Source organism: Coprococcus sp. AF102-57 (genome assembly GCF_027686195.1).
Lineage (GTDB): Bacteria > Bacillota > Clostridia > Lachnospirales > Lachnospiraceae > Allocoprococcus > Allocoprococcus comes.
Map to the genome: position 1 here is coordinate 147259 of NZ_JAQCSY010000002.1, position 18879 is coordinate 166137.

Annotated in this window: 18 protein-coding genes, 1 tRNA gene and 1 riboswitch; of the genes, 2 read left to right on the forward strand and 17 right to left on the reverse strand. The window is 44.2% G+C overall.

Annotation, left to right across the window (positions count from 1 at the left end; all coding sequences use genetic code 11):
* Positions 1-46: 46 nt before the first annotated feature.
* The 16 genes from nrdD to ribD form a co-directional block, all read right to left on the reverse strand.
* A complete protein-coding gene (gene nrdD, locus PGZ10_RS02040; protein WP_008374382.1) occupies positions 47-2236 on the reverse strand; it encodes an anaerobic ribonucleoside-triphosphate reductase in 2190 nt (729 codons plus the stop codon).
* A gap of 140 nt (positions 2237-2376) precedes the next feature.
* Entirely contained in the window at positions 2377-2970 is a 594-nt protein-coding gene (locus PGZ10_RS02045; protein ID WP_270205494.1) for an HD domain-containing protein, read from the reverse strand.
* Positions 2971-3196: 226 nt separating this feature from the next.
* The gene (gene atpC, locus PGZ10_RS02050; RefSeq protein ID WP_117556897.1) at positions 3197-3610 is read right to left on the reverse strand and encodes an ATP synthase F1 subunit epsilon; all 414 of its coding nucleotides are present in this window, start codon (positions 3608-3610) and stop codon (positions 3197-3199) included.
* 11 nt (positions 3611-3621) lie between these two features.
* Positions 3622-5019 (reverse strand): F0F1 ATP synthase subunit beta, encoded by a 1398-nt coding sequence (gene atpD / locus PGZ10_RS02055; RefSeq protein WP_117556895.1) that lies wholly within the window; start codon positions 5017-5019, stop codon positions 3622-3624.
* Between the two features lie 8 nt (positions 5020-5027).
* On the reverse strand, positions 5028-5921 hold the full coding sequence (gene atpG, locus PGZ10_RS02060; protein WP_008374377.1) for an ATP synthase F1 subunit gamma: 894 nt from the start codon (positions 5919-5921) through the stop codon (positions 5028-5030).
* A gap of 1 nt (position 5922) precedes the next feature.
* Positions 5923-7431: a F0F1 ATP synthase subunit alpha gene (atpA, locus tag PGZ10_RS02065; protein ID WP_022220892.1), complete on the reverse strand. Its 1509-nt coding sequence runs from the start codon at positions 7429-7431 to the stop codon at positions 5923-5925.
* Between the two features lie 5 nt (positions 7432-7436).
* On the reverse strand, positions 7437-7967 hold the full coding sequence (gene atpH / locus PGZ10_RS02070) for an ATP synthase F1 subunit delta (protein WP_319637934.1): 531 nt from the start codon (positions 7965-7967) through the stop codon (positions 7437-7439).
* Entirely contained in the window at positions 7951-8445 is a 495-nt protein-coding gene (gene atpF, locus PGZ10_RS02075; protein ID WP_117557023.1) for a F0F1 ATP synthase subunit B, read from the reverse strand. The genes atpH and atpF overlap by 17 nt, the downstream gene beginning before the upstream one ends.
* Before the next feature lie 33 nt (positions 8446-8478).
* A complete protein-coding gene (gene atpE / locus PGZ10_RS02080) occupies positions 8479-8697 on the reverse strand; it encodes an ATP synthase F0 subunit C (protein ID WP_008374373.1) in 219 nt (72 codons plus the stop codon).
* A 53-nt stretch (positions 8698-8750) separates the two neighbouring features.
* Positions 8751-9416 (reverse strand): F0F1 ATP synthase subunit A, encoded by a 666-nt coding sequence (locus tag PGZ10_RS02085; protein ID WP_081445281.1) that lies wholly within the window; start codon positions 9414-9416, stop codon positions 8751-8753.
* Positions 9417-9911: 495 nt separating this feature from the next.
* A tRNA-Trp gene (locus tag PGZ10_RS02090) sits at positions 9912-9982 on the reverse strand.
* A 124-nt stretch (positions 9983-10106) separates the two neighbouring features.
* Positions 10107-11105 (reverse strand): L-glyceraldehyde 3-phosphate reductase, encoded by a 999-nt coding sequence (gene mgrA, locus PGZ10_RS02095; protein ID WP_055156444.1) that lies wholly within the window; start codon positions 11103-11105, stop codon positions 10107-10109.
* A gap of 167 nt (positions 11106-11272) precedes the next feature.
* Positions 11273-11746, reverse strand: coding sequence for a 6,7-dimethyl-8-ribityllumazine synthase (gene ribH, locus PGZ10_RS02100; protein WP_270540586.1), 474 nt, complete (start codon positions 11744-11746; stop codon positions 11273-11275).
* A gap of 59 nt (positions 11747-11805) precedes the next feature.
* Entirely contained in the window at positions 11806-13026 is a 1221-nt protein-coding gene (locus PGZ10_RS02105) for a bifunctional 3,4-dihydroxy-2-butanone-4-phosphate synthase/GTP cyclohydrolase II (protein WP_173824741.1), read from the reverse strand.
* 85 nt (positions 13027-13111) lie between these two features.
* On the reverse strand, positions 13112-13759 hold the full coding sequence (ribE, locus tag PGZ10_RS02110) for a riboflavin synthase (RefSeq protein ID WP_117556885.1): 648 nt from the start codon (positions 13757-13759) through the stop codon (positions 13112-13114).
* Positions 13760-14872, reverse strand: coding sequence for a bifunctional diaminohydroxyphosphoribosylaminopyrimidine deaminase/5-amino-6-(5-phosphoribosylamino)uracil reductase RibD (gene ribD / locus PGZ10_RS02115; RefSeq protein ID WP_270540587.1), 1113 nt, complete (start codon positions 14870-14872; stop codon positions 13760-13762).
* Positions 14873-15200: 328 nt separating this feature from the next.
* Positions 15201-15315: riboswitch (FMN riboswitch) on the reverse strand.
* Positions 15316-15493: 178 nt separating this feature from the next.
* Here ribD and PGZ10_RS02120 point away from each other — a divergent pair.
* Together PGZ10_RS02120 and PGZ10_RS02125 are read left to right on the forward strand one after the other, a co-directional pair.
* Entirely contained in the window at positions 15494-16768 is a 1275-nt protein-coding gene (locus PGZ10_RS02120; protein ID WP_195250573.1) for an MATE family efflux transporter, read from the forward strand.
* Positions 16769-16860: 92 nt separating this feature from the next.
* Complete coding sequence (locus tag PGZ10_RS02125; RefSeq protein ID WP_270540588.1) at positions 16861-17484, forward strand: flavin reductase; 624 nt, start codon at positions 16861-16863, stop codon at positions 17482-17484.
* Positions 17485-17584: 100 nt separating this feature from the next.
* On the opposite strand, the gene PGZ10_RS02130 is transcribed toward PGZ10_RS02125, so the two are convergent.
* Positions 17585-18763 (reverse strand): iron-containing alcohol dehydrogenase, encoded by a 1179-nt coding sequence (locus PGZ10_RS02130; RefSeq protein ID WP_022220883.1) that lies wholly within the window; start codon positions 18761-18763, stop codon positions 17585-17587.
* Positions 18764-18879: the final 116 nt, after the last annotated feature.

Consider the following 18879-nt stretch of genomic DNA (forward strand, 5'->3'; position numbering starts at 1 on the left):
TCCTTTATTATATCTTCTCACTATTTTTTCAAAAACATTTCCATCCTTACAGATGCAGTACCCTGTCCTTAATCTCCTGGGTCCTTCCCTGATTCCAGAACTGGGTTCCGATATATCCGCAGGTTCTTCTCGCTACAAAGAGCTTATCCTGATCCCGGTTGCCACAGTTCGGGCATTCCCATACCAGCTTTCCGGTCTCGTCCTCGATAATCTTAATTTCTCCGTCATAGCCGCAGACTTCACAGAAATCACTCTTGGTATTCAGCTCTGCATACATGATATTCTCATAAATGTACTGTAATACGGAAAGTACCGCCGGAATATTGGTCTGCATATTCGGTACTTCGATATAGCTGATCGCCCCACCCGGTGAAAGCTTCTGAAATTCCGATTCAAATTTCAATTTGCTGAACGCATCAATTTTTTCGGTAACATGTACATGATAGCTGTTCGTAATATAGTTCTTATCTGTAACGCCCGGAATGATTCCGAAACGCTTCTGCAGACATTTTGCAAACTTGTATGTGGTAGATTCCATCGGTGTGCCATATACGGAATAACTGATATTTTCTGCTTCTTTCCATTCTTTACATTTATCATTCAGGCGCTGCATAACTGCCAGTGCAAATGGCTTCGCCTCCGGATCTGTATGGGATTTGCCAAGCATCCGCATACACATCTCATAAAGTCCTGCATAGCCAAGAGAAATGGTAGAATATCCGTCAAATAACAGCTTGTCAATCGTCTCACCCTTTTTCAGACGGGCAAGTGCCCCGTTCTGCCACAGGATCGGTGCAACATCTGAAACAGTTCCGAGAAGGCGTTCATGTCTGCACCGGAGTGCTCTGTGACAAAGCTCCAGTCTCTCATCCAGGATTTCCCAGAAACGTTCCATATTGCCCTCTGCTGAACATGCCACGTCAACCAGGTTGATCGTTACAACCCCCTGATTGAAACGTCCATAGAACTTATGACTTCCGTCTGCATTTCTCTGGGAATCTTCTACGGTAAGGAATGAGCGGCATCCCATGCACGGATAAACATCTCCGTTTTTCAGTTCTTTCATGATCTTTGCAGAAATATAATCCGGCACCATACGCTTTGCCGTACATTTTGCAGCCAGCTCAGTCAGATACCAGTATTTGGAATCCTCAGTAATATTATCTTCATCCAGTACATAGATCAGCTTCGGGAACGCCGGTGTGATCCATACACCCTTTTCATTCTTAACACCCTGCATACGCTGCTTCATCACTTCTTCGATGATCATCGCAAGGTCATCCCTGGTTCTTCCTTCCGGGACCTCATCCAGATACATAAACACCGTTACGAAAGGTGCCTGTCCGTTACAGGTCATCAGTGTGATCAGCTGATACTGGATCGTCTGGATTCCGCTCTGTACTTCGGTACGAAGCCTTCTCTCTGTGATCTTGTCGATGATTGCATCATCCAGAACCTCTCCGGATTCTATTCTTTCTTCAATGACACTCTTGCGGAGCTTCTGACGGCTTACATCTACGAATGGTGCAAGATGTGACAGCGTAAATGATTGTCCGCCATACTGGTTACTTGCAACCTGTGCAACGATCTGTGTGGTCACATTACACGCGGTAAAGAAACTATGTGGTTTCTCGATCATCGTCTCGCTGATGACAGTTCCGTTCTGGAGCATATCCTCCAGGTTGATCAAATCACAGTTGTGCTCTTTCTGCGCAAAATAGTCCATATCATGAAAATGAATGATTCCTTCTTCGTGTGCACGGACGATTTCCTCCGGAAGAAGGACTCTCTTAGTAAGGTCCTTGCTGACCTCTCCTGCCATGTAATCTCTCTGTGTAGAGTTGATCACAGGATTCTTATTGGAGTTCTCCTGCTTTACTTCCTCGTTCATATGATCGATCAATGCAAGAATTCCGTTATCCGTTGTATTCGACTTTCTGGTTAATTCTCTCTTATAGCGATAGCGGACATACTTCTGGGCAACCTCATAACCACGCATCTCCATAATGCCGGTCTCAACCATATCCTGGATGTCCTCCACATTCACTGCATGCGTAAATTCCTCTGCCTGCTGTGCAATCTTCTCCGCAATTGCAATGATCTGAAAGTCATTCATCCTGTGGATGTTCTCAACCTCTTCATTCGCTTTTTTGATCGCATTCACAATCTTCTCCAGCCGGAAGTCTACTTCCTCACCGTTTCTTTTGATTACTCTCGTCTTTACTTCCAAATCCATCCCAACTTTCTCCTAACTTTGTTCCATCGCCCCACAAAATATAGTGTCACTTTTAAGTTTCTCCACTATATTTTGCGCTCTGTAGTATATGATACCCCATATTCACGAAAATGAAAAGGGGGATTTTTGTTTTTTTTATGTTATTTTTTTATCTTGCCATTTTCCAGATTCGGTCTTAAGAATTCTTCTTTCGCATACTCCCAGATCGCTTCTGAGCCTTTTGCCGTATTCCGGTTACGGTTCAGGATCTGTTCAATATGAACATCGTGTTCCTCCCACGCTTTGCCGTCTGTAGCCGCATTTAACATGATCGGCTGGATATTGTCCATCGTCCGGGCAAACTTCGACTCAGCAGTCTCCTGTGCCTCAAATTCCTCCCAGAGCGCCCGAAATTCCTTTCCCTGCTTTTCCGGAAGAAGTCCGAAAATCCGGTCCGCAGCCTTCACTTCCCGTTCCCTCTGCGTCTTCTTCGCATTTTCATCATAGGCATAGGTATCCCCCGCATCAATTTCTACAATATCATGGATCAAAAGCATCGTCACTGTCTTAAGAACATCGATCTTCTCATTGGCATATCCCGCAAGCAGAACCGTCATGATTGCCATATGCCACGCATGCTCCGCGTCATTCTCCTTACGCACCCCATCCGTCAGATATGTCTGCCTTCCAATAAATTTTTCCTTATCAATCTCCCGAAAGAAATTAAATAATTGCGTAAGCTCTTCTTTTTCCACGTTTTGCTCCTTCTATGATGAAATACACTCTATTTGAACACCTCAAAATCCTTTTTCTCAGTACACGCACACTGTTATATATTCTACCACAAACTACCCTGTATCGGAACTTTTATTTTGTAAAAGATTGTACCATTTTTCCCAATAAATTTTGTCAAAAATTCCGTATTGAAAAAGCGCGCAATCTGTAGTAGATTACGCGCTTCCACATAAATTTGTTTCCTATTTACCATTTTTTTCGCTTCGACACCTTCAACCGGTTCATCGCCCTTGAAAGCGAAGCCTGTGTCCGGTAATATTCCTGTATACTCTGTTTCTGGCGAAGCTTTTCTTCTGCATACTCCATCTGCTCCTGGGCAAGTCTGGCATCGATATCCTCCGGTTTCTCTGCCGTCTGCACCAGCATCGTCACACGGTTGTTAACGATCTCAAGGAATCCGGCTCCGACCGCAAGGTTCACCCATTCGCCTTCTTCAAACTGAAGCATTGCCTCACCGATCACCACAGCGATCACCATATTTTCATGGTGCGGAAGAATTTCCATTCCACCGCCGTCCGGTACCGGCACGATCATCTTTCTGCAACGTCCTTCATAGAATACCCGGTCACTGGAAATGATTTTAAGTCCAAATGTATCCATACCTGGCACCTCTATTCTGCTTTTTCAGCCTTTGCCTTCTCGATGACTTCATCAATCGTTCCTACATTGAAGAATGCATTTTCCGGATACTCATCCATTTCTCCGTCGAGGATCATCTTAAATCCTCGGATCGTCTCTTTCAGAGGTACATATTTTCCCGGAACTCCGGTAAATGTCTCTGCAACGAAGAATGGCTGGGAGAGGAATTTCTGAATCTTTCTTGCTCTCATAACCGTTGCCTTGTCTTCATCGGAAAGCTCTTCCATACCAAGAATTGCGATGATATCCTGCAGCTCTTTGTATTTCTGCAGAACCTCTGTTACACGGTTTGCAACTTCATAATGTTCTTCTCCGACAATATCCGCCTCCAGAATACGGGAGTTAGATTCCAGTGGATCAACTGCCGGGTAAATACCCTGTTCTACAACCTTACGGGAGAGTACGGTTGTTGCATCCAGATGAGCAAATGTAGTTGCCGGAGCCGGGTCTGTAAGGTCATCTGCAGGGACATAGACAGCCTGTACGGATGTGACAGAACCATTCTTTGTAGATGCGATCCGCTCCTGCAGTTCACCCATTTCAGTTGCCAGTGTCGGCTGATAACCTACGGCTGATGGCATACGTCCAAGAAGTGCGGATACTTCGGAACCTGCCTGTGTAAAACGGAAAATATTATCAATGAAAAGAAGCACATTCTGATGTTCTTTATCACGGAAATATTCAGCCATCGTAAGTCCTGTCTCAGCGACACGCATACGTGCTCCAGGTGGTTCGTTCATCTGACCAAACACTAAGGCTGTCTTATCCAGAACTCCGGATGCTTTCATTTCTGTCCAGAGGTCGTTACCTTCACGGGAACGTTCTCCAACACCGGTAAAGATGGAATATCCGCCGTGCTCTGTGGCTACGTTACGGATCAGTTCCTGGATCAGTACAGTCTTACCTACACCGGCACCGCCGAACAGACCGATCTTACCACCTTTTGCATAAGGTGCAAGCAGGTCGATAACCTTGATCCCGGTTTCCAGGATTTCTACAACCGGGCTCTGGTCTTCAAATGATGGCGGATCTCTGTGGATCACCCAGTGTTCGGTATCTTCTTTGATTTCTTCGCCATTATCGATGGTTTCTCCAAGTACGTTGAACAGACGTCCAAGGGTCTGCTCTCCAACCGGTACTTTAATTCCAGAACCGGTAGCGGTTACTTCCATGTCCTTGCAAAGTCCTTCACTTGCTGCCAGCATCAGACAACGAACCTCATCATTTCCCAGATGCTGCGCAACTTCCATAATACAGGTTTTTCCGTTGTTCTCCACCTGCAGGGCATCTTTGATGCGCGGCAGATTTCCGTCTTCAAATACAACGTCAACAACTGGTCCCATGACCTGTACAATACGTCCTTTATTCATACCTGTTTTCACTTCCTTTTCCGTTTCTGGGCTTTGGCGCCTGCACAAACCTCGGTAATTTCCTGTGTAATCGCAGCCTGCCTTGCCCTGTTATATATAATAGAAAGATCTTTGATGATTTCCTGCGCGCTGTCTGTTGCTGATTGCATTGCTGTCATTCGCGCATTGTGTTCGCTTGCATATGCCTCTACCAGACATCCATAGATCATACCAACCACATAGTTCGGTACGATACTGTCCAGAACCGCCTCTGCTGATGGATAAAGCGCGATTGCCTCTCTATGGATGTTAAGCGGCATTTTCATTTCATTAAATGAAGATCTCTCAAGCGGCAGGATCTTCATTTTTTCAACCGTTGTCAGCATCGAATTTTCCATTCTGGTGTAAACGATGTAGACCTCGTCCAGTTCACCTCTCTCATACTGGGAAAGAATCACTTCCGCGATATCTCTTGCCCTGTGCATGGTCGGTTTCTGCACAGTATAGAGGAAATTGGTGTCAATTTCCACACCCTTATTCGCATAATAGTGTCTGCCAAGCTCACCGACTACGAACAGCTTATGCTCTCCCGGTTCCTCCAGGATCTCATCCTCCACCTTGACAATGTTGTGGTTGTAAGCTCCTGCAAGTCCTTTATCCGCAGTAATGACAATGGAACCTATCTTTCGTTTCTCTTTTGGAATCTCTTCCCGCACATCAAAATACCGGTGCTCGATCTCAGGAATATGCCTCAGGATTCTGGAAATCTCTCCCTGAAGTCCGTAAAAGTACGGCTCTGAATCTGTCAGCTTTTTCTTCGCCTGTCTCATCTTGGTAGACGAGATCATATACATGGCGTTCGTGATCTTCATCGTATCTTTGACGCTGTTGATTCGAGTCTGTATTTCTCTGATATTTGCCATATTAACACCTGCTGTCTTTGAATTCCTTCGCTGTTTCCACAATCTTTGCAGCCAGTTCATCGGACAGAGCCTTTGTCTGCTCAATCTCTTCACTGATTTCCGGATGAACTGTTGCAAAATAATTCAGCATATCCATCTGGAATTTCTTAACCTCTTTTACCGGAATTCCCAGAAGCACTTTATTTCGTGCTGCGCAGAGGGTGATGACCATCTCATGCATGGACATTGGATGTCCGAGTGGCTGTTTCAGAAGTTCCATCAGACCAGATCCATATTCCAGCTGTTCCTTTGTTGCTGCATCCAGATCGGAACTGAACTGTGTGAATACTTCCATCTCACGATACTGTGCAAGATCGATACGGATACTTCCGGCTGCCTTCTTCATTGCCTTTGTCTGTGCTGCACCACCAACACGGGATACGGAAAGACCTACGTTAACCGCCGGTCTCATTCCTGAGAAGAACAGATCACTTTCCAGGAAGATCTGTCCATCTGTAATGGAAATGACGTTGGTCGGAATGTATGCAGATACATCTCCTGCCTGTGTCTCGATGATTGGAAGTGCTGTGATCGAACCGCCTCCCATTTCATCACTTAAACGGCTTGATCTCTCAAGCAGTCTTGAATGCAGATAGAAAACATCTCCAGGATAAGCTTCACGTCCCGGTGAACGTCCAAGAAGCAGGGACAGCGCACGGTATGCAACTGCGTGCTTTGAAAGATCATCGTAAACGATCAGGACATCTTTTCCTTTATGCATGAAATGTTCTGCGATCGCGGTTCCTGCATATGGTGCAATATACTGAAGCGGTGCACAGTCACTTGCTGTTGATGCTACTACGATGGTGTAATCCATTGCGCCGCCGTTTTTAAAAGTATTGACAACCTTTGCGATCGTTGATGCTTTCTGACCGATTGCTACATAGATACAGATGACATCCTTACCCTTCTGATTCAAAATCGTGTCTGTAGCAATGGAAGTCTTTCCTGTCTGACGGTCTCCAATAATCAACTCTCTCTGTCCACGTCCGATCGGGAACATAGAATCGATAGAAAGGATTCCTGTTTCCATTGGAACGCTGACGGATTTACGGTCTACAATTCCTGGTGCTTCATTTTCAATCGGTCTGTAATCTTCTGCTTCGATTTCTCCCGCTCCGTCAATCGGAGCTCCAAGTGCATTTACGACACGTCCGATAAATTTATCGCCAACCGGTACTCCGGCTTTCTTTTTGGTACGCATCACTTTCGTACCTTCTTTGATCTCTACATCTGATCCGAACAGGATGCAGCCGATCGTATCTTTCTGAATGTCCTGAACCATACCTTTCAGTCCATTTTCAAATGTCACGATTTCTCCGTACATTGCATGCTCTATTCCATAGATATTTGCAATTCCGTCACCGACAGAGACAACCGTACCGACCTCGCTGTCTTTACTGATCTGATCAAAGTTCTCTATTTCATTTTTCAGAATAGAAATAATTTCATCTGAGCTAATTGAACTCACTTTGTTCACCTCCAGGTCAATTTTTGCTCTAATCTCGATAATCTTCCTTTCAGACTCCAGTCATATTCATCATCACCGGTCTTTAAGATAAATCCGCCAAGTAATGCCGGATCTTTGACTATCTCGATCTTCACATCTGTCTTATGGTACTTCTCACAAAGAAATTCTCTGATTTTCTCAAGTCGCTTTTCATCTGGTGCTTCCACACAGGTAAGCGTTGCCATCTGGATTCCTTCCTGCATTTTACAGTATCTGTCATAAGCAAAAAGAATCTGACTGATCTCGCTCATTCTCTGATTACGGCATACAACCTTGAGAAAATTTTTTATTTCTTCCGGGAAAATCTTGTCGATCGAACTTAATTTTTCCCGCATCGGTACCACCGGACTTGCAAATGTTTCTTCAAGCACCGGTACTTCTTCAAAAAGCCTTTCAGTCTCTCCTACCGCTTCTTTTGAAATTCCAAGCTCATATAAAACATGTGCATACTGTTTTGCCGAAGGGCTACAGCAATACTCTTTATTTAACCTCTTCATTGACATGAGCATCACCTGCACCTTTCAGAAACTGATCATATATATCCTGATTTCCTTTTGTGTCATCCACAATCTTACGTGCTGCCTGCATTGCCAGTCCTGCGATCTCACTTTGCAGATCATTCATGGTCTGTTTGCGTTCATTTTCAATCGTCTTTCTGGCATCTTTCAGGATTCCTACGGCTTCCGTATTGGCTTCCTGAAGGATACGCTCTGATTCTCCGGCTGCAGTTTTCTTAGCTTTTTCCACGATCTGAATGGATTCTGCCTTTGCTCCTTCCAGAGCCTTTTCATATTCCGCTTTCAGTCTCGCCGCTTCTTCCTGACTATCACTGGCATTCTTCAGTCCGTCAGCAATCATTTTTTCACGTTTTTCCATAATTCCCATTACTGGTTTGAATAAGAATTTTTTCAGCAAAAGATAAAAGACAATCAGGTTGATGATCGTAAAGAGAAGGCTTACATTAAACTGTATCACCTGTCCCACCTGCCTTTCTTCATTTTACTTTTCTTATTTCAGCATCAAGATGATAAGAAGTCCGATAATGAAACCGTAAATAGCGGTTGCCTCTGCAAGTGCACAACCAAGGATCAGGTTCTTGCTGATCTTGCTTTCTGCTTCCGGCTGTCTTGCGATCGCATCTACTGCTTTACCTGTTGCAAGGCTGATTCCAAGTCCTGCTCCTAAACCTGTTAAAACTGCTACTGCTGCTCCAATTGCTACTAACATAATCTTAATCTCCTTTTTTCTTATAGATTTGTGTTTCTTCTGTCATTTCGGGATTATTCCTGCTCCTCATTCATGAAAAGTGCTGTCAGGAATACGAATACATATGCCTGCAGGAATCCATCGAAAATATCGAAGTAAAAACTAAATGGTATCGGGATAAGAACCGGAGCCACTGCTTTTAAAAGCTCCATGATAACAAACGCTCCCAATACATTACCGAACAGACGCATGCAAAGTGATAATGGTCTGATCACAATCTCCAGAACCATAATTGGTGCTACGAATGGTACCGGCTTTGCAAAATGCGCCGCCCAGTGCTTAAATCCATTCTTCCGGATTCCGGAAAATTCAATCAGGCACATACTCATGATCGCAAGTGCTGCTGTTACATTGAGGTCTTTTGTCGGTGACTTAAATCCGAACAGACCAATGATATTGGCTATCCCAATATAGATAAGCACTGTAATCAGATACGGAATATATTTCCTGTTTTCTTTTCCCATGATGTCTTCAAAGAAGTCCAGTCCTTTTCCTATTGCGGATTCCAATAAAAGCTGAACCTTTCCCGGATTTTCGACGCTCAAGCTCCGGACAAATATGATACAAAGTCCTACGATTACCGCCATGATGATCCAGGTAACTACGACCGACTCTTTTACCGGTATTCCGCCGAATATCGGGATCGTAAACACCGTCTCGCAGTTCAGCTCTTCTAACAGAGTCTCTGTTAAATGTTCCGTATCGCTCCCTCCCTTTCGTTTTATTTATTCTTATTTTAGAGTACTTTTTAGAGTGTCCTCTAAAAGTCATGCTTATATTACGCTCACACTTTTTCTTTGTCAATATTTTCAGCTTTTGTAGATTGTACAGTAAAAAAACCAATTTTTTTATCTATTTTCACCATCTTCATCTATTTTTCTTTTATTTTCTTTAGCTGTTTTTACTTCTATTTTTTGACACTTTTTTTAGTTTGTAGCATTCGAGATTCTTTTTTGACGGATTTTGTGCTTTCGTACAGTTGAATTTTTGGCATTTTTTACAATTATTTTCTTTCATTTTTATGCACTATGTATAGTGACTATGTCGAATATGTATATGGTGGGATGGTTATTTTGTTTTTGGAAATGAAGAGTTGATTTGGACTTGCGCTATCACTATTCCGCACTTGGTCCATTAGATATAAAAAAAGGACTCAAACTGAGTCCTTCAAGTTACAGGGGATGACAGAATCGAACTGCCGCTAAGAGTTTTGGAGACTCCTGTCATACCATTTGACCAATCCCCTATATGAAATTGTTGATTGCTGAAGCAACCATGGACTATATTAACACAATGGCTGCTTCCTGTCAATCATTTATTCAATATTTTCTTTGCGTCCTTTGCAAATAATTTCTTCGCGCAGGTTTCACTTACAGATCGCCCCTGCTGATCTGATCGATCTTTTTCAGTTCTTCCCGGGTGAACTTCGTATTCTGCACAATCTCCACATTCTGAATGATCTGCTCCGGTCTGGACGCTCCGATCAGCACACTGGTCACATCCTCATCTTTCAGGATCCAGCTCAGTGCCATCTGTGCAAGAGACTGTCCTCTCTCACCTGCCATCTTATTCAGAGCCTCGATCTGCGCAAGCTTTTCTTTCGTCAATGCATCGGCATGTAGAAATCTTCCATCCACAGCAATCCGGCTGTCTGACGGTATTCCGTGCAGATATTTATCTGTCAGAAGTCCCTGTGCCAGCGGACTAAATGCAATGATTCCTTTTCCCATCTGGTTCGCCGTCTTTTTCAAGCCGTTCTGTTCAATCGTCCGGTCAAAAATGGAATACCGGTTCTGGTTAATGACAAACGGACATTTCAGATCTTCCAGAATCTCCGCTGCACGTACCATTGTCGGACCATCATAGTTAGAAATTCCGACATAAAGTGCCTTCCCACTCTTTACGATGGAATCGAGTGCCCCCATCGTTTCTTCCAGTGGGGTATTCGGATCCATTCTGTGATGATAGAAGATATCTACATAATCCAGCCCCATTCTCTTCAGGCTCTGGTCAAGGCTTGCTAGCAGATACTTCCTGCTTCCCCAGTTCCCGTAAGGTCCCGGCCACATATCATAGCCTGCCTTGGTACTGATGATCATCTCATCCCTGTATGGTGCAAAGTCTTCTTTTAAAATCTTCCCAAAATTCGTCTCAGCACTTCCGTATTCCGGTCCATAGTTATTCGCAAGATCGAAATGGGTGATTCCCAGATCAAATGCTGTCCTCAACATTGCCTTCATATTCTCCGGATCCGCATTGGTTCCAAAATTGTGCCAGAGTCCTAAAGAAACTGCCGGCAGCAAAAGCCCGCTTTTCCCACAACGGTTATATACCATGGTATCATATCTCTCAGATGATGCTGTATACATAATTCATTTCCTCCTTCATTATCTCTGAAATGAAACTTTACTATTTCTTTTACAGATTTCTCCTATCAGATAGGATACCTTTTTCCTGCATAAATGTCCAGTAAATCCCGGCATCTGCCCTTTTTCTGCCGGAAAACGGGATTCTTTTTGTAACCGTCAGCCGGAAATTACATCTGTCTCAGAAGATTTACCATTTCGATTGCAGAAAGTGCACAGTCATATCCCTTATTTCCACCTTTACTTCCGGCTCTTGAAATTGCCTGTTCGATATTTTCAGTCGTGATCACACCAAATAATACCGGCACTCCGGTTGCAAGTCCGACCTGTGCGATCCCTTTGGATACCTCATTGCAGACATAATCATAATGCGTTGTGTCTCCACGGATCACTGCTCCCACACAGATCACTGCATCATACTTTCCGGATGCAGCCATTTTAGAAGCTGCTGTCGGAATCTCAAATGCTCCCGCTACCCATGCTGCCGTTATGTTTTCATCCTCCACGCCATGGCGTACCAGCCCGTCTACCGCACCACCAAGTAGTTTATTGACAATAATCTCATTAAATCTTGAAGCAACAATTCCTACTTTCATTCCCTCTGGTGCTACTACTTTTCCTTCTAATACGTTGATCTGTCTCATGTTTTTTCCTCCTGTAATTAAAATGTTTATTCTATATATAAATACTGTTTATTCTCTTTTTACTGAAATTTGATTTCTTTAAAGATATGTCCCATCTTTTCCTGCTTCGTCTTCATATAAAATGCATCAAATTTCTGCGGTGCTATTTCAATCGGTACTCTCTCATGGATTGCAAGCCCGAAACCGGAAAGTCCATATACCTTCTCCGGATTATTAGTAAGAAGCCGGAGTGATTTTACTCCCAGATCTGATAAAATCTGAGCCCCTACCCAGTATTCCCTGAGATCCGGTGCAAATCCCAGACGGATGTTGGCTTCCACGGTATCGTATCCCTGTTCCTGAAGTTCATACGCTTTCAGCTTGTTGATCAGACCGATTCCCCTTCCCTCCTGTCGCATATACAGAAGAACTCCTCTTCCTTCTCTCTCAATCTGCTTCATCGCCGACTGCAGCTGCTTTCCACAATCGCAGCGGAGAGATCCGAAAGTATCGCCGGTCAGGCACTCGGAATGTACACGGCACAGAACGTCTTCCCCATCACCAATCTCACCTTTCACCAGTGCCACATGATGTTCACCGGTAATGTCATTCACATACCCATAGATCTGAAATTCTCCATACTGGGTTGGCATCTTTGCACATGCTTCCCGCACGACATGTTTTTCATGGATTCTGCAGTAATCCTGCAGATCTTTAATCGTAATAAATTTCAGGTCGTACTTCTTCGCCAGCTTCCAGAGATTCTCTGTCCGCATCATCGTTCCGTCCTCTTCCATGATCTCACAGCAGATTCCACATTCTTTCAGTCCGGCAAGACGCATCAGATCAACCGTTGCCTCGGTATGACCATTTCTTACCAGCACACCTCCATGCCTTGCCACCAGCGGAAATACATGCCCCGGTCTTCGAAGGTCCTGTGGTTTTGTTCCTTCTTCTGTCAGGCTACGCATGGTATATCCGCGCTCTGCTGCTGAAATTCCCGTTGTCGTATCCACATGGTCAACGGATACCGTAAATGCAGTCGAATGGTTATCTGTATTTTCAGAAACCATCTGTGGCAGCCCAAGCTGTCCGGCCAGCGCTGCACTCATCGGTGTGCAGATCAGCCCTTTCGCATGGCATGCCATAAAATTGATATTCTCCTGGGTTGCAAATTCCGCCGCGCAGATCATATCCCCTTCATTTTCCCGGTCCGGATCATCCGTTACCAGAACGATCCTTCCCTGGCGTAATTCTTCAAGTGCCTCTTCTACGCTATTGTATTGATACTGTTTCTCCATTTGTTACTTCCTCCTGTCCGATCATAACTCATTTTTATCCTGTTCTTCTTTGTACTCTCCATTTCAATCCCGGAATTTCTTCGCATCAAATTCCATACTCCTCTAATAATTCCATGGTAAGTCCTCCACATTTTCCAGCCGGTTCCGATGGTGTAAGAAACTTTTTAATATACTTCCCTACAATATCATTTTCCAGATTCACCCTGTCCCCAGCTTTTTTCTTCAGCAGCGTGGTTTCCTCTCCGGTATGAGGAATGACTGATACCTGAAAGCTTTTTTCATTTACTTCTGCCACTGTCAGACTGATTCCATCAATACAGATTGAACCTTTTTCTACGATCAGTTCCAGAATCTCCGGCGTTGTCCGGATTTTTACCCATACTGCATTTTCTTCCTTTCTGAGTTCTTCAATCATTCCGGTCCCATCAATATGCCCTGCAACGATATGTCCGCCGAATCTGCCATCTGCCGCCATCGCGCGTTCCAGATTCACTTTTTCACCGATCTTTGTGTCACCGAGGTTGGTTCTTCGCACCGTCTCCGCCATCACATCTGCGGTAAATCCATCTTTTTCCAGGGAAACCACCGTCAGGCAGACACCATTTACCGCAATACTGTCTCCGATCCTGGTTCCACCGAGTACTTTTTTTGCCCGGATCGCAATCTTCCCGGATGATCCAGAAAGTCGGAGTGACCGGATAGATCCGGTTTCTTCTACAATTCCTGTAAACATTTACATTTCCTCCAAAACCTTATACTCTGCCAGAATATCTTCTCCAACCTGCGAGATTCTCATAAGCTGTAGCTTGATGGCATCGTCTACTTTCTCAACTCCAAAGCCTTCCACCGGAGTCTTGCCGCCTCTTCCGCCAAAAATTTTCGGTGCGATAAAAGCTTTCACCTCATTTACGATACCGGATTGCAGGGCATCCTCATTTAAAGTTCCACCGCCTTCAATAAGTACACTGTCTATTCCCAGCTCTCCAAGCTTTCTCATCAGAAGCTGCAGATTGATCTCCCCTTTTTCCGAAGGAACTCTGAGAAGCACGACTCCAAGCTTTTCCAGACTGCGTTTTTTCTCTTCTAAACAAATCGCATTCCCCTTTTCACCGGCATATGCAATGATCGTCCGGTATCTCCCTGCTGTCTGGCAGATCTGACTGTCCAGTGGGATCCTGAGCATACTGTCACAGATAATTCTGACCGGACTTTTCTTTCCCTCCAGACGCACATTCAGCATCGGATCATCTGCCAGAACCGTTCCGATTCCTGCCATGATCGCCATATAGTCATGGCGCATCTCATGTACCAGACTTCTTGCTTCCTCACCGGATATCCATTTTGATGCTCCTGTTTTTGTCGCAATCTTTCCGTCTGCCGTCATTGCGTATTTCATCACCACATAGGGCAGCCCTGTTGTGATATAGTGGAAAAAGACCGGATTTAACGCATCACATTCTTCGCGCAGGAAATCCTCTTCCACCTGGACGCCTGCCTCGCGTAAAATCTTTGCTCCTTTGCCGGACACTTTCGGATTCGGATCTCTCGATCCGATCACAACCCGTGCAATCTTCTGTTCCAGAATCGCTTCCGTACATGGTGGTGTCTTCCCATAATGGCAGCACGGCTCCAGCGTCACATAAAGTGTTGCTCCCTCGGCGCTTTCTGTCAGGGATGCGATTGCGTTCCGTTCTGCATGAAGCTCACCACATTTTTCGTGATATCCTTCCCCGATAATGCTTCCGTCCTTTACGATCACGGCACCAACCATCGGGTTTGGATTTGTCCATCCACGTCCTTTTTTTGCCAGTTCAATTGCACGGCGCATGTAAAATTCATCTGTCATTTTTTCTCCTTTCTCATCTCTCCCGGAAACGTTCTCCGGTAAATGTACTCTGCTAAACATTTTAGATATGTTGCCGGATAAGTCTCTTTTCAAAAATGTGCTTTGGCATATAGGAAAAGCCCTGACAGATTCTCTTACCTGTCAGGGCTTTCTTTCTCAGTTATATCGCTGTACGCTCTGTCATACTTCTCGGAAATACCATTTTCTCATCGAATCCGGCCTCGGCATTTTATTTTCCGGAAAATAAAAACTCTGGAATGATTCCCATTCCAGAGCGTTTTACTTTTTATTCCTGCATATATGATAGAAACCGCTTTTATCAGTAACGATTCAACTTCTTCCATCCAGACTTTACTGTCGGCACTGGAATCTCACCAGTTCATACCTTACGGCTCGCGGGCTTTACCGCCGGTGGGGAATTTCGCCCCGCCCTGAAGCATTATTTGGTTTTACAAAACTTACTATAGCACGGTAACGCAGTAATTGCAAGATTATTTTTTCGACAAACCAGTATGTTTATGCTATTCTTATATGGAGATATCAAAGTCCGCTTATTACCAGGCTGGTACAGATGGTTATTTCATTTAATCTGGCTTTAAGAAAGACGAGGAATTCAAAAACATGTTTCATAAATTTTTAAAATACATTTCCCAGAGTATTTCCGGAATGATCGGTGTCTCCGTCTACATTCTGGCAGATACCTTTTTTATCTCTTACAAATGCGGTGCAGATGGACTTGCTGCCCTGAATCTGATCCTGCCGGTGTTCGGTCTGGTCTTCGCAATCGGTTCGATGATCGGAATCGGCTCCGCCACACGATACAATATCAGCACAGCCAAAGGTTCACCTTCGGACTACTATTTTACCCAGTCCATCTTCTGGTGTCTCATATGCAGCATTCCTTTTATGCTCACCGGAATCTTCATTCCGCATAAAGCACTTGCACTTTTAGGGGCAGATGCCGGGCTCATCCGGCTTGGACGTAATTATATGCGTATCGTCCTGCTATTTACCCCGTTTTTTATGTCAAACTATACCTTCACGGCATTTGCGAGGAATGACCATGCGACCTCTATCGCCATGATCGGTTCCATTTCCGGAAGCTTCTTTAATATTTTATTTGACTATATTTTCATGTTCCCTTTGAATCTTGGATTTCTGGGGGCTGCACTTGCAACCGCTCTTTCACCGGTTGTGACGATGCTGGTATGTTCGACACATTATCTTGGAAAGAATAACCATGTAGAGTTTCACTGGCGCAAACCCTCTCTTCGCCGGATCATCAGATGCTGCCAGCTTGGTGTTTCTGCATTTTTTGCTGAAATTTCTTCCGCTGTCATTACGATTATATTTAACATGCTGATTCTGCGCATTGCGGGAAATATCGGGATCGCAGCCTACGGCGTAGTTGCAAATATTTCACTGGTCGCAATGGCGATCCTAAACGGACTTGCCCAGGGTGCACAGCCGCTGATCAGCCAGAGTTATGGAAAGGGTGAACATGATCTAGTCCGTAAATTTCTCAACTGGTCTCTTGCTGCAGCACTTCTGATCGAGCTTGTGATCGTTGTACTGATCTACGGATTTACGGATACCTTTATCAGTATCTTTAACAGCGAACATAATCTCCAGCTGCTTGCTTACGCCCATACTGGTCTTAGGCTTTATTTCCTGGGCTTTTTAGTCGCCGGTATCAATATTGTGCTGGTTGCCTATTTTTCCGCAATCGACCGGGCACGTCCCGCCGTCCTTGGTTCTGTTATGCGCGGCATTATCGCAATTGCTTTCTGTGCGATTCTGTTCTCACAGATTCTGGGGCTGAATGGAATCTGGCTTTCCTTCTTAGGATCAGAAATCATCACATTTTTTGTGATTCTGATTTTCCGGAAATCTTGATTTTATAATTGACAATTTTTCTTTTATCATGTATTCTTTAATTATAGTAATGATTCTTATTATCAAGTTTTGAAAGTCAGGAGGAATGTTATATGGATAAAAAAGCACTTTACAATTTATCTTATGGAGTATTTATGCTTGCAACACGCTCTGGGAATGTAGTAAACGGATGTATTACCAACACCTGCATCCAGGTTGCGAATAATCCGGTACGGATCGCAATCTCTGTGCTGAATAGCAACTATACCTGTGATCTGATCAAAGAGAGCGGCATTTTTACGTTAAGCCTGCTTGACCAGACCTGCTCTTTTGAAACGATCCGGCATTTCGGTTTCCAGTCCGGCAGAGATGTTGATAAATTCGCAAATATCACTGCACCTGCAGATGAAAATGCAGTTCCTTACCTCGGATGGCAGACATGTTCTGTTCTCAGCGCAAAGGTAGTTTCCAGACAGGATCTTGGAACACATACCCTTTTTATTGCTGAAGTAACCGATGCGAAACTTTTAAGTGACAATCCGCCTCTGACTTACGCAGATTATCAGACACATGTAAAGCCAAAACCAGAACAGAAAAAAGAGGATAAGAAGATTATCGGATGGCGCTGTAAGATCTGCAATTACGTATACAAAGGAAGCAATCTTCCGGAAGAATTCACCTGCCCGCTCTGTGGACACGGCGCAGATGATTTCGAACCGATTTATGAAAATGCATAGCCTGTTGGAAAATAGACGTTTCAAAAAGAGGGAGTGTATGACTTGAGTTTAAGTCACGCACTCCCTCTTCCAAATTTCCTGTTTTCCGATATTCCTTTTTCTAAAATACCATCAGTTTATAAATATTTTCCACATCTTTCTGATCAAGAGTTGCAAATCCTTCCACTGTACCAGTATTTACATCTCCATAACAGCATGTATGTGCCAGCTTTTCAATATCTTCTTCTTTGGCTCCAAGCTCTGCAAAATTCTTTGGCATCCCAATCGAAATTAAAAAGTTTCGAAGTGCCTCAATTCCTTCCAGTGCCGTTCTCTTTGGATCTGCAAAATCCATCTGACAGCCCCAGACACGGACTGCAGCCTGTGCAAAACGCATCACATTGTGTTCCAGTGTATAAGTAAATACAGCCGGCATAACAACCGCAAGCCCTGCACCGTGCGCGCAATCATACAATGCAGATAATTCGTGCTCGATGTTATGGCTTGTCCAGTCCTGTGTACGTCCTACTCCGCAGGAATTATTGTGTGCCATCATACCTGCCCACATAATGTTTGCTCTTGCCTGATAATTATCCGGGTCTGCAATGACTCTCGGTCCTTCATGGATCATCGTCAGAAGAAGCCCTTCGATCATACGGTCTGTCACTTCTACTTCTTCGGTATTGGTCAGATAACGCTCATACAGATGTGCCATAATATCTGTAATTCCGCAAGCTGTCTGATATGCCGGAAGTGTCTGTGTAAGTGCCGGGTTCATGATCGTGAATTTCGGACGGAATGCTTCTCCGGTTGCCCCTCTTTTGAACATTCCTTCTTCTTTTGTAATAACAGAGTCCGGTGATCCTTCACTTCCTGCAGCTGAAATCGTAATAACTGTTCCGATCGGAAGTGCTTCCTCGACAAGCTTTCCTTCATAATAATCCCAGAAATCTCCATCGTATACTGCACCTGCCGCAATTGCCTTTGCGGAATCAATTGTACTTCCGCCTCCGACTGCCAGTACAAAATCTACTTTTTCTTTCCGGCACAGATCGATTCCTTCATATACAAGACCACTTCTCGGATTTGGCTTTACGCCGCCTAATTCTACATAAGAAACCCCTTCTCCGTCCAGAGATTTTTTAACACGATCCAAAAGTCCGGAACGAATGACAGAACCTCCGCCATAATGGAGCAGTACACGACTGCCGCCAAAACGTTTTACATACTTTCCGGTATCATTTTCTGTATCCTTACCAAAAGCAAAATAAGTCGGTGCATAAAATGTGAAATTTTCCATCTTTTATTTCCTTCTTTCCTCTTATGATTTTCTGCTAATTTTTAGTATAAATCCTTTTTTGAGACTTCGCAAGATGACGTAGAAAATATTATGCTCTCCCTGTTCTTCAGATAAAT